This is a genomic window from Planomonospora algeriensis (assembly GCF_977012225.1).
The window spans coordinates 1-12,055 of record NZ_CDRNDK010000174.1 but is presented as its reverse complement, the minus strand read 5'-3'; the positions used below and the strand labels follow the sequence as shown (position 1 = coordinate 12,055).

Here is a 12,055-nt window from a genome sequence, read left to right as displayed (position 1 = left end):
GGAGCGTCGACCGCCGCGTCGGGCGAGCGCCGCCCGGGGAGTACGTCTCCACCAGCCGGGAGGAGGTCGGCCGCGCCTGCCGCGAGGCCGAGGCGGTGCTCCCGGTCCTGGACGCGGCCGGGCCCGCGGGCCGGGCCGCACTGCTGGAGGCCATGGCCGACGTGCTGGACGAGCGGGTGGACACCCTGGTCTACGCCGCCGACGCGGAGACCGCGCTCGGCCTGCCCCGGCTGACCGATGAGGTGGCCCGGACCGCCGGCCAGCTCCGGCTCATGGCCGAGGTGCTGCGCGACGGCGCCTTCCTCGACGTGCGGCTGGACACCGCGGGCGGGAGCAGGCCGGACCTGCGCCGGATGAACGTCCCGCTCGGCGTCGTCGGGGTCTTCTCCGCCGGCAACTTCCCCTTCGCCTTCAGCGTCGGCGGCGGCGACACCGCTAGCGCCCTGGCCGCGGGCTGCCCGGTCGTCGTCAAGGCCCACCCGCTGCACCCGGAGACCTCCGAGCTGACCCTGGCCGCGCTGCAGGAGGGCGCCCGCCGGGCGGGCCTGCCCGAGGAGGTCGTCCAGCTCGTCCACGGTCACGAGGCCGGGATCGCGCTGGTCACGAGTCCGCTGGTCAAGGCCGTCGGGTTCACCGGGTCGACCGCGGGCGGCCGTTTCCTGCACGACCTGGCCAAGTCCCGGCCCGAGCCGGTCCCGTTCTACGGGGAGCTGGGCAGCCTCAACCCGCTCGTCGTCACCCCCGGCGCGGCGGCCCGCCGTACCGAGGAGATCGCTGCGGGGCTCTCGGCCTCGGCGACGCTGGGCGCCGGGCAGTTCTGCGTCAAGCCGGGGCTGGTCCTGGCCCCCGCGGGCGCCGGACTGGTCGAGGCGATGGCGGGGCACTTCGCCGCGCTCGGCCCGCAGGTGCTGCTCGGCGACGGCATACGGGAGCGGTTCGAGCAGGGCGCGGCCGCGCTGGAGGCCGTACCGGGCCTGCGCGTGGCGGCCGCCGGCCGGGCCGGGGAGAACGGCCGGCAGGTGGCGGCGCGGCTGCTCACCGGGCCCGTCTCCGCCCTGGACGACTCCGAGCTGCTGACGGAGGAGTGCTTCGGGCCGGTGACCGTCGTGCTCACCTACGACGACGAGGACGAGCTGGTCGAGGCGCTGGCCGCGGCCCCCGGCAACCTGACCGCGACGCTGCACAGCGAGCCGGAGGAGGAGAAGCTGGCCGCCCGCCTCGTGGCGGTGATGCGGGACCGGGCGGGGCGGCTGGTCTTCGACGGCTACCCGACCGGGGTGGCGGTCGGCTGGGCTCAGGAGCACGGCGGGCCGTACCCGGCGACCACCGAACCGGCGACCACCTCGGTCGGCGCGGCCGCGGTCTTCCGCTTCCTGCGGCCGGTCGTGTACCAGGACTGCCCGCCGCACCTGCTGCCCGAGGCGCTGCGCGACGACAACCCGTGGCGGCTGCCACGCCGGGTGAACGGGGTGCCGGCCCTGCCCTGACCGCCCTGACCGCCCTGACCGCCCTGATCCTGCCCTGGCCCCGCGCCGCACCCCCCTGACGGCCCCGTCGCACCGGCGGGGTCCGTACGGCCCCGGAGGGCCCTCCCCCCACCCTCCGGGGCCGTCGGCATGCCCTTCTCAGCTTTATTGCAAGCGTTTGTAACTATGGAAAGCGATTTCCCCAAAGACTATTGACGTGAATGAGGGATTACGTCAGCGTTTCATGCAACCGATTGCCGCTTCCTCCTCAAGGTTGCAGATGCGACTCCTGACACTCCCCACGGTCATCGCACTCACGGTCGTCGCGGCGGCCGCGCCGGCCGCCGCAGAGACCGCCGCACCCAGCCCCGCCACCATCGTGGTCGCCGCCGACGGCTCGGGCGACCACACGACCGTGCAGGCCGCGGTCGACGCCGTCCCGGCCGGCAACACCAGGCCGGTCACCATCAAGGTCCGCGAGGGCACCTACAAGCAGCAGGTGGTCATCCCCGCGGACAAGCCGTACATCTCACTGGTCGGCGACACCTCCGACCCGCGCAAGGTCGTGCTCACCTTCGACGCCGCCGCCAAAACCCCGAAGCCGGACGGCTCGGGCACGTACGGCACTTCGGGCAGCGCGTCCTACGTGATCGGCGCGCCCGACTTCACCGCCCGCAACCTCACCTTCGAGAACTCCTACGACGAGGCCGCGGGCGGCAACAGCCAGGCCGTGGCGGTGCGCACCACCGGCGACCGGCAGGTCTACGAGAACGTCCGGTTCATCGGCAACCAGGACACCCTCTACGCCAACACGCCCAGCGCCACCACCACGGCCCGGCAGTACTTCCGCAACTGCTACGTCGAGGGCGACGTCGACTTCATCTTCGGCCGGGCCACCGCGCTGTTCCACAACTGCATGATCAAGTCCCTGAGCCGCGGTGCCGCCGACGGCAACAACGGCTACGTCACCGCGGCCAGCACCGAGCTGTCCAACCCCTACGGTTTCATGATCTACCGCAGCCACCTGGTCAGCGACGCCCCCGCCAAGACCGTCCACCTGGGCCGCCCGTGGCCGGCCGGCGGCTCGGCCACCGCTCGCGGCCAGGTCCTGATCCGCGAGTCCTGGCTCGGCCAGCAGTTCAAGGACGCCCCCTGGACCGACATGTCCGGCCTGAACTGGCGGGAGGCCCGGCTCGCCGAGTACCTCAACCGCGGCCCGGGCGCGGCCGTGAACGGCGACCGGCCGCAGCTGACCCGGGAGCAGGCCAGGCAGCACGACCCGGAGGACTACCTCAGGGGCGCCGACGGCTGGGACCCGTTCCGCAGCTTCCCCACCGGTGCGGACCACCAGCTCGGCCGCCAGGTGCTGGCGAAGAACGACGGCTGGGCCGCCGAGGGCGCCGGCACCACCGGCGGTTCGGCCGCCCGCCCGGAGAACGTGTACACCGTCTCCACCGCCGCGCAGCTCCGTGCCGCGCTCGGGGACCCGGCGGACAACACCCCGAAGATCATCTACGTCAAGGGCGCCATCGACGCCGACACCGACGACGCGGGCAACCCGCTCACCTGCGACTCCTACGCGGTGAACGGCTACAGCCTGGCGGCCTACCTGGCCGCCTACGACCCGGCGGTCTGGGGCAGGGACAAGGTGCCCTCCGGCCCGCTGGAGGAGGCCCGCGTCGCGTCCTACAACAAGATGGCCCAGCACGTCACCATCAACGTCGGCTCCAACGTCACCCTGGTCGGCCTGGGCTCCGACGCCGCGCTGAAGAGCTTCGGCATCCGGATCACGAACGTCGACAACGTCATCGTCCGCAACCTCACCATCACCGACACCTCCGACTGCTTCCCGCAGTGGGACCCGACCGACGGCGACGAGGGCAACTGGAACGCCTCCTTCGACAACGTCGAGGTCTCCGGCGCCACGCACGTCTGGCTGGACCACAACACCCTCAACGACGGCGACAACCCCGACGCCAACCAGCCGTCCTACTTCGGCCGGCGTACCAGGTCCACGACGGGCTGCTCGACATCGTGCGCGGCGCGAACCACGTGACGATGTCGTGGAACCACCTGAGCGGCCACGACAAGGTGACGCTGATCGGCAACACCGACACCGCGAGCAGGTACGGCGAGGCCGACAAGCTCAAGGTGACGCTGCACCACAACTTCTTCGAGGGCCTGGGCCAGCGGACCCCGCGGGTGCGCTTCGGCCAGGTGCACATCTACAACAACTACTACACCGGCGGTGAGAACTACCTCTACAGCATCGGCGTGGGCGCGGGCTCGAAGGTCTACGCGGAGAGCAACGCCTTCGACGGCATCCCCGCCGAGAAGGTGCTCTCGGTCCTGAAGGGCACCGCGATCACCGCCAAGGACAACCTGGTGGGCGGCGCGCCGACCGATCTGGTCGCCGCCCACAACGCCGCCCACGACCCCGACCTCGGCGCCGACGCCGGCTGGACGCCCACCCTGTTCACCCGGATCGACCCCGCCGCGAAGGTGGCCCGGACCGTCCCCGCGCGCGCGGGCGCCGGGCGCATCTGAGACCGGAGGCGGCCCCTGAGCTCAGGTGCGGGCCATCCGGCCGAGCGCCTGGGCTCCCGCCCCGATGAGGCGGCCCGTGCACAGGCACGGGCCGCCTCCGCCGTGAAGGCGGTTCCCCGTGTGATCGCCGATCACCGTACAGATGGCCGGGAAATGTCGGTCGGAAGGCTCGTCAAATGTCGATTGCAGGGTTGTAGTCTGTCGGTTCGGAGCCCCGTGAAATGTCGGTCGGCTATCGGGGCGGTTTGATGCCGGAGGATGGACCGCCATGTCGGAGCTGGTCACCCGCCATGTGGCGGGTCATGCGGAAGAGTTCCTCGACGCCTTCAGAGTGGTGATCGTCAACGGCCCCAGGCAGTCGGGGAAGACGACCTTGCTCCAGCAGCTCAACAAGGGGAGGCGGGGGACCTACCTCACTCTGGACGACGGCCCGTTGAGATCGGCGGCCCAGGCAGATCCCGTGACCTTCATCGCCGACGGTTCCCGCCCGATGATGATCGACGAGATCCAGCGAGGCGGAGACGACCTCATCCTCGCCATCAAGGCGGAGGTCGACCGGGAGAACGGGCGAGGACAGTTCGTCCTGGCCGGTTCGACGAGGTTCCTGTCCACGCCTTCGCTGAGCGAGTCGCTCGCGGGCCGTGCGGGCATCCTGGAAGTCTGGCCCTTCGCCCAGGAAGAGCTCTCGGGCTCAGGCCGGCCCTTCCTCGTCACGGCCTTCAACGACCCCGAGGCGCTGCGCTCCTCGTCACCCAGTGAGTACGGCCGGCGGGACTACTTCGAGCTGATCTGCCGGGGGTTCTACCCCGAGGTCATCGGAATGCGATCGGAGCTCACCCGAGACGGGTGGTACCGCACCTACGTCCAGTCGGTCATCGACACCGACATCAGGGAGATGGCGCGGATCGAGGAGCCGAGCAACCTTCGCCGACTGCTCGGCATCATCGCGGCGAGCACGGCGCAGGAGCCGAACATGGCCAAGATCGGCAGTGATCTCCAGCTCCATCGCACCACGGTCACCCGCTATCTCGGCCTGCTGGAGACCGTGTTCCTGGTCCGCCAGGTCCCGGCCTGGTCCCGGAACCTCGTGGCCCGGGCGGTTCGCCGCCCCAAGCTGCACGTCACCGACACGGGGCTGGCCGCTCACCTGATCGGAGTGGACGCCGACGGCCTGGCCGCCCGGGTCTCGCCCGCGCGGGGGCCGCTCGTCGAGTCGTTCATCGCGAATGAGATCGCGAAGCAGGCCACCTGGGCGCCGTTCCGCATCGGGCTCCACCACTGGCGAATCAGCCAGGGTGCCGAGGTGGACCTCGTCCTCGAACGGAACAACGGCCGCGTCATCGGTGTGGAGGCGAAGGCCACCGACTCCGTCGACCAGAAGGACTTCCGGGGGCTTACGGCGCTTCGCGACAGCCTAGGCGAGGACTTCGTCCATGGATTCGTCTTCTACACCGGGGCGAGGTCGCTGTCCTTCGGGGACAGGCTGACCGCGTTGCCCATCAGCGCCCTCTGGGAAGAACCCTCCCGGTCCTGAACCGTACGGCGATCACCGCCTTCACGCGCGGGAGACCGCCGCGGGCGGATTCCGGCGGTGGATCCCGCGGAGCACGGCCTTGACCAGCTCACCCTCCCACAGGATCACCGAGCCGACGGCCGCGCAGGTGAGCCACTGCTCCGAGGTGAGGTCGACGGTGGTGAAGAAGCCGTGCAGGACGTCCATCTCCACGACGAGGACCAGCAGCACGAGGACGGCCGCGGTCGCCACGAAGGCGGAGGGGTTCTCGAAGCTCTCGCGGCTGAACAGCGTGCGGGTGTCGTGCCGGACGTTCAGCAGGTTGAACGCCTGGAAGAACACGAAGGTGGCGAAGGCCATCGTGCCCGCGACCCCGGCCTCCTCCAGGCGGGGCTCGGGGCCGGGAGCCCAGACGAGGACGGCGAGGGTGCCCGCCGCCATCACGGAGGAGGCCAGCAGGGCCCGGACGAGGCGCTCGCGGGTGAGGATCCGCTCGCGCGGCCGGCGGGGCGGCCGGCTCATCGCGTCGTGGCTGACCGGGTCGACGCCGAGCGACATCGCCGGAGGACCGTCCATGACGAGGTTGACGAAGAGGATCTGCAGGGCGGTGAAGGGCGCGCCGCCGGCGATCCCGGTCAGCGACGCGATCAGGAACGTCAGCACGAACCCCAGCGCGGTCGAGACCTGGAACCGGGTGAACTTGACGATGTTGTCGTAGATGCCGCGGCCCTCGCGGACGGCGCCGACGATCGTGGCGAAGTTGTCGTCGGTCAGCACCATCGTCGAGGCCTCCTTCGTCACCTCCGTCCCGGTGATCCCCATCGCCACGCCGATGTCGGCCTTGCGCAGGGCCGGCGCGTCGTTGACCCCGTCGCCGGTCATCGCGACCACGTCCCCGCGGCCCTGCAGGGCGCGGACGATCCGGATCTTGTGCGCCGGGGAGACCCGTGCGATGACGCCGACGTCGTCCAGCCGGCGGGCCAGCTCGGCGTCGTCGGCGATCCCGTCGAGGTCGGCGCCGGTGACGGCCTCGCCCGGGATGCCGAGCTCGCCCGCGATGGCGCCCGCCGTCGCCGCGTGGTCCCCGGTGATCATGCGGACCCGGATGCCCGCGTCGTGGCACTCCGCGATGGCCCGCCGCGCCTCCGGGCGCGGCGGGTCGACGATGCCGACCAGGGCGAACAGGGTGATCCGGTCGAGCAGGACCTTCGGGTCGTCACCGGGGTCGAAGCCCTCGGCGGGGAAGTCCTCCCCGCCCACCGCCATGACGCGCATGCCCTGCCCGGCCAGGTCGGCGTTGGCCCGGTCGTACCGCTTCCGGGCGGCGTCGTCGAACGCGGCGATCCCGTCCTCCCCGAGGTGCCGGACCGCGCGCGCCGACAGGACGTCCGGGGCGCCCTTGACGAAGCACCGGACGATCTCGCGGCCCGCGTCGTCGGTCCAGCGGTGGAAGGTCGCCATGAACTTGTAGTCGGAGTCGAACGGGATCTCCAGCAGCCGCGGGCGCTCCTCGCGCAGGGCCGCGACGTCGATGCCCCCCTTCTCCGCCAGCACCACCAGGGCCCCTTCGGTGGGGTCGCCGATCACCTCGCCGTCGCGTAACACGGCGTCCGTGCACAGGGCCATGGCGAGCAGCGCGTCGTCCAGGGACGCGGGCGGAGGCGTCCCGTCGGTGGTCCGGATCCGCCCCTCGGCCGCGTATCCGCGGCCGGAGACGGTGAAGCGACGGGAGGCCGCCACCAGCTCCCGCGCCGTCATCTCGTTCAGCGTCAGGGTGCCGGTCTTGTCGGTGCAGATCTGCGAGGTGCCGCCGAGGGTCTCCACCGACGCCAGCCGCTTGACGATGGCGCCGCGCCGGGCGAGCCGGCCGGTCCCCATGGCGAGGGTGAAGGCGACCACCGCCGGCAGCCCCTCCGGGATGGCCGCGACGGCCAGCGAGACCGCGGTCATGAACAGCGCCCCGAACTCCTGGCCGCGCAGCAGGCCCAGCACGGCCACGATGACGACGACGACGCCCGCCATCAGGGCGAGTGTCCGGCTCAGGGCGTCGATCTGGCGCTGCAGCGGCGTCGGCTCCTGCTCGGTCGCGGTGAGCATGCCGGCGATGTGGCCGGTCTCGGTGGCCATGCCGGTGGCGGTGACCGCCATCTCCCCGCGGCCTCTGGTGACCGACGTGTTCATGAACACCGCGGTCGCCCGGTCGGCCAGCGGAACGTCCTCGCCGATCTCGGCTCCGGCCGACTTGTGGGCCGCCAGCGCCTCGCCGGTCAGGGCCGACTCCTGCACCTCCAGCGAGGCCGACGCCAGCAGCCGCCCGTCCGCGGGGATCCGGTCGCCGGCCTCGACCGCGACGACGTCGCCGGGGACCAGTTCGCGGGCGTCCAGTCGGAGGGTCCGGCCGTCGCGCCGTACGGTCGCCGTCGTGACGCTCATCCGCCGCAGCGCCTCCAGCGAGGCCTCGGCCCGCGTCTCCTGGACGAAGCCGATGGTCGCGTTGAGCAGCACCACCAGGACGATCGCGGCGGGGGTCTCCCACTCGCGCACCACCACGGCGCTGACCACGGCGGCGATCAGCAGGATGGCGATCATCAGGTCCTGGAACTGCCGGAGGAAGGCCCGCCACCGGGGCTCTCTGGGCGCCTCGTCGAGCTGGTTGGGGCCGTGCCGCTCCAGCCGCAGGGCCGCCTCCGCGGAGGAGAGCCCCGTATGCGGGTCCACGCCGAGCCGGCGGACGACCTCGGCAGGAGGAAGGGCATGCCACGGTGAGGGAGCGGAGCCGGTCGGTTCGGTCATGGCCTCGTCATTTCGGCGTGGTCCCGGGCCCGCGGCCGACTGCTAATCTCCCCGGTCCTGCCGTGTGGGCGTCAGCTCGTCGGCCTCGTCGGCGAGCTGGCTCTCCACCAGGGCGCACCAGCGGTGCCACTCCTCCAGCCGCCGGTGCTCCCCGACGTCGCCGGCCGCGGCCTCGGCCAGCAGGCGGTGGGAGTCGGCGGCGGATCTGTGCGCGTTGGCCAGGGCGTGATGGCCGTGGTTGGCCAGCGATTCGGAGATGGCCAGACCGACGGCCAGCTTGTCCAGATCCCCCCGCCGGGATCCGGGGCCGTCCCCGAAGTCGTCCGCGCTGACGTCGAAGTCCTCTGAACGCTCACCCATGCCTGGCCGCATGCCCGCTATGTGCTAGATCTACCTCGGGAATTCACCGGAGACCGCTCCCGCCCTCGCCATCCCGCTCGAATCGGCCCGCTCGGATCGGCACGGCCCGCGGCGGACGCCGGGGTCCGCGCCGCCGTACCCGCCGGGGGCCGATTCCGCCGTGGGAGGGATCACCGCGCGGATCGCGGGGCATCTCCTGTCCGGGGGGCAGTCGGGGGAGAGCGTGAACGTTCCCGTGGTCTCGGTGATCGTGGCCGTGCACGACGTCGAGGCGTACCTGGGGGAGTGCCTCGACTCGGTGGTCGGGCAGAGCATCGGGCTGGAGAGGCTGGAGGTCATCGCGGTCGACGACGGATCGACGGACGGCAGCGGAGCCGTGCTCGATGACTACGCGATGAGGCATCCGGAGATGAGAGCGGTGCACCAGGCCGCCTCCGGAGGGCCCGGAGGGCCGCGCAACACCGGGCTCGACCTGGCGAGGGGGCGCTACGTCTTCTTCCTCGACTCCGACGACTACCTGGGGCCCCAGGCGCTGGAGCGCCTGGTGGCGGCGGCCGAGCGCAACGGCTCCGACGTGGTGCTCGGCAGGATGGCCGGGGTCGGCGGGCGCCGGGTGCCGAGGACGCCGTTCACCCGCAACCGGGACCGGGCCGACCTCTACCGGGACGGCGTCTACTACACCCTCTCGGCGCAGAAGCTCTTCCGGCGCGACCTGATCGAGCGCCTCGGCCTGCGCTTCCCCGAGCACCTGCGCACCGGCGAGGACCAGCCCTTCACCGCGCTCGCCTACCTCAACGCCCAGGTCATCTCGGTGGTCGCCGACTACGACTGCTACTACCTCACCTACCGCGAGGGCGTCCGCAACGCCAGCCGGTCCCCGGTCCATCCCCTGGAGCGGCTCCCGCAGGTCGCCGAGGTGATGGAGCTGGTGGAACGGCACACCCCGCCGGGCGAGGAGCGGGACCGGTTGATGATGCGGCACTTCCGGTGCGAGGTGCTCAGCGGGTTCGGCCCGCGGTGGCGGTCGTTCGGCCGCCGGACCCGGGACCGGGTGACCGGCCTGGCCCGGCCGATCGTGGACCGCTGGGCGACCGGCTGGATCATGGACCGCCTCCCGCCGGCGGACGCGCTCCGCGCCCACTGCATCCGGCACGGCCTGCGCCGGGAACTCGACGAGGCCGCGGGCTTCCCGGCCGGACGGGCGTACGGCGCGGCGGTCGTGGAGGGCGGGCGGATCTTCGCCGCCTACCCGGGGTTCCGCGCCGGACTGCCGGACCGGCTGTTCGAGATCACCGCCAGGGTGCGGCCGGTGGTCCGGCTGGCGGCGGTCCGGGCCGGGCGGGACGGGTTCACGCTGGAGGGCGTCGCGCGGCTGGAACCGGAGGGGCTGCCGGCCGAGGCGGAGCTCGTCCTGCGGCGGCGCGGCGACGGCCTGCGGCTCGCCTTCCCGCTCCCGCCCGGAGCCGGGTCGCGCCCCCGGCAGGCGGCAGGCCTCCCGCTCCGTCCTGTGGCGCCCTTCCCGCTCCGGCCGGCGGAGGCTTCCGGGCCGTGGTGGCCGGGGTCCCGCCGGGGACGTGGGACGTGTCCGTGCGGTTGGACTGCCGGGGCTCGCGCGCGAGGTGCGGCTCAACGCGGACCGGCACGGCGCGCCGAGGATCGAGGGCGCAAGCCGTACGAACCGGTTGTTCTTCACCGCGCACGGCAACCTCAGTGTGGAGGTGAGCGGACCAACCGGATGGATCGGCCACGCGAAGGCCTGTCTTCGTCACATACTGAAGCGCGACGTATGCGCGATGTGACCGACGAGGGGCTGTGCGGTGACGCGAACGATCCTCCAGCGAGTCCGTACGGGGCACGGCGACGAGCCGGCGGCGGGCGCCGGCCGGTCCACCGTCGACGTGAGCGTGATCGTCCCCCTCCACGACTGCCGGCCCTACCTGGACCGGTGCCTGACCTCGCTGCTGGTCCAGCGGGTCGACAAGGAGATCATCGTCGTGGACGACGGCTCCACCGACGGCGGCGGGGAACTGGCCGACCTCTACGCGGCCTGCCACCCCGGCGTCGTCCGGGTCGTCCACCAGGAGGTCTCGGGCGGCGCGGGCCGCCCGCGCAACACGGGCCTGTCCGTCGCCCGGGGAAGATACGTGTTCTTCTGCGACGCCGACGACTACCTCGGCCCCGAGGCGCTCGAGCGGATGCTGGCCATGGCCGAGCGCAACGGCTCCGACATCGTCCTGGGGAAGATCGTCGGTCACGGGCGCAGGGCCCCGGTCTCCATGTTCCAGGAGAACGCCGAACGGGCGCCGCTGGGGGACAGCGCCGTCTACAACAGCCTCACCTGCTTCAAGCTGTTCCGCAGGGAGATGCTGGAGCGCCACGGCGTCCGCTTCGACGAGAAGCTCACGGTCGGCGAGGACATCGTCTTCACCGCCCACGCCTACTGCCACGCCGAGGTGATCTCGGTGGTCGCCGACTACGACTGCTACCACCTGGTCGACCGGCCCGACGGGACCAGCATCATGCAGCGGAAGGGGAGCCGCGACCCGCTCTCCTGGATGCGGATGATCAGGAAGCCGATCGAACTCGTGGCCGCCCACGTGCAGCCCGGCCCGCTCCGCGACCACCTGCTCCGCCGCCATCTGCGGCTGGACGCCCTGGCCCACCTCGGCAGGTCCTTCCTGGAGGCGGGGGAGATCGAGCGCAAGGAGATCGCGGCCGAGGTCGCCGACCTGTGCGAGCGCTGGCTGACCGACGGGGTGCGCGAGCGCCTCACCCCGGTCGACCGGCACCGGATCGCCGCGCTGGAGGACATCGACCGCCTCGTACGGCTGGCGCACATCGAGTCGGCCGCGGTGCGCAGGGAGCTCACGGGACTGCGCTGGGACACCGGGCCGGCCGCGCTGACCGTCGCCGGCCGGGTCGTGCTGGACGCCCTGGGCACCCTCGGCACAGCGGGCCGGCCGGAGCTCGCCGTCGACGGCGTCACCCTGGTGCTGCGCCCGCGGCCGGACGGAGGACCGCCCCGCGCCGACGTCGTCGTCCCCACGGCAGGGGACGGCGGGGAGTTCACCGGGACGATCGACCTCACCGGGCTGCCCTCCGGGTCTGGGACGTCCACGTGGCCGTCGAGTGCGAGGGGATCGTCCGGACGGCGCGGCTCGGCGCGGACCGGGACGGGGAGATCGCCCGGCCGGAGCCCCGGCTGGCCGGCGGGACGATCGTCCTGCCCTACTTCACCCGGCCGCACGGCAACCTCAGCGTCGACGTCGGCGGCCACGTGCTCACCGTGCCAGGCACGGCACGGCTGATCCGGTCGCACTGGGCGGCGGGGCACCGGCTGGCGCTGGCCGGCGAGGTGACGGTCGGCCGGGCGCGC

The 12,055-nt window shown here is 72.4% G+C and carries 7 protein-coding genes and 1 pseudogene; 6 read left to right on the top strand and 2 right to left on the bottom strand.

The window, feature by feature from the left end; all coding sequences use genetic code 11:
* From ACWJ6R_RS18800 to ACWJ6R_RS18785, 4 genes are all read left to right on the top strand, one after another.
* The coding region (locus ACWJ6R_RS18800; protein WP_449063475.1) for an aldehyde dehydrogenase (NADP(+)) at positions 1-1,487 on the top strand (1,487 nt) is incomplete at its 5' end.
* 259 nt (positions 1,488-1,746) lie between these two features.
* Positions 1,747-3,522, top strand: a complete 1,776-nt coding sequence (locus tag ACWJ6R_RS18795; RefSeq protein ID WP_449063474.1) for a pectinesterase family protein — start codon at positions 1,747-1,749, stop codon at positions 3,520-3,522.
* Positions 3,501-4,013 carry a pectate lyase family protein gene (locus ACWJ6R_RS18790; protein WP_449063473.1) on the top strand — a complete coding sequence of 171 codons (513 nt, stop codon included), beginning with the start codon at positions 3,501-3,503 and terminating at the stop codon, positions 4,011-4,013. The genes ACWJ6R_RS18795 and ACWJ6R_RS18790 overlap by 22 nt, the downstream gene beginning before the upstream one ends.
* Before the next feature lie 268 nt (positions 4,014-4,281).
* On the top strand, positions 4,282-5,547 hold the full coding sequence (locus ACWJ6R_RS18785; RefSeq protein ID WP_449063472.1) for an ATP-binding protein: 1,266 nt from the start codon (positions 4,282-4,284) through the stop codon (positions 5,545-5,547).
* 21 nt (positions 5,548-5,568) lie between these two features.
* Here ACWJ6R_RS18785 and ACWJ6R_RS18780 read toward each other — a convergent pair whose 3' ends face one another.
* Together ACWJ6R_RS18780 and ACWJ6R_RS18775 are read right to left on the bottom strand one after the other, a co-directional pair.
* Entirely contained in the window at positions 5,569-8,319 is a 2,751-nt protein-coding gene (locus tag ACWJ6R_RS18780; protein WP_449063471.1) for a cation-translocating P-type ATPase, read from the bottom strand.
* Positions 8,320-8,361: 42 nt separating this feature from the next.
* Positions 8,362-8,679, bottom strand: coding sequence for a hypothetical protein (locus ACWJ6R_RS18775; RefSeq protein ID WP_449063470.1), 318 nt, complete (start codon positions 8,677-8,679; stop codon positions 8,362-8,364).
* Between the two features lie 160 nt (positions 8,680-8,839).
* Between ACWJ6R_RS18775 and ACWJ6R_RS18770 the strand changes: the two are divergent.
* Together ACWJ6R_RS18770 and ACWJ6R_RS18765 are read left to right on the top strand one after the other, a co-directional pair.
* Positions 8,840-9,802, top strand: a pseudogene (locus ACWJ6R_RS18770) (glycosyltransferase family 2 protein); the annotation flags it as partial.
* A 694-nt stretch (positions 9,803-10,496) separates the two neighbouring features.
* Entirely contained in the window at positions 10,497-11,987 is a 1,491-nt protein-coding gene (locus ACWJ6R_RS18765) for a glycosyltransferase family 2 protein (protein ID WP_449063469.1), read from the top strand.
* Positions 11,988-12,055 lie beyond the last annotated feature (68 nt).

What these genes read in the sequence shown, in the direction of transcription:
- ACWJ6R_RS18780 (WP_449063471.1), bottom strand. Translation starts at nt 8,319, where the DNA reads ATGACCGAACCGACCGGCTCCGCTCCCTCACCGTGGCATGCCCTTCCT.
- ACWJ6R_RS18775 (WP_449063470.1), bottom strand. Translation starts at nt 8,679, where the DNA reads ATGGGTGAGCGTTCAGAGGACTTCGACGTCAGCGCGGACGACTTCGGG.
- ACWJ6R_RS18785 (WP_449063472.1), top strand. Translation starts at nt 4,282, where the DNA reads ATGTCGGAGCTGGTCACCCGCCATGTGGCGGGTCATGCGGAAGAGTTC.
- ACWJ6R_RS18795 (WP_449063474.1), top strand. Translation starts at nt 1,747, where the DNA reads ATGCGACTCCTGACACTCCCCACGGTCATCGCACTCACGGTCGTCGCG.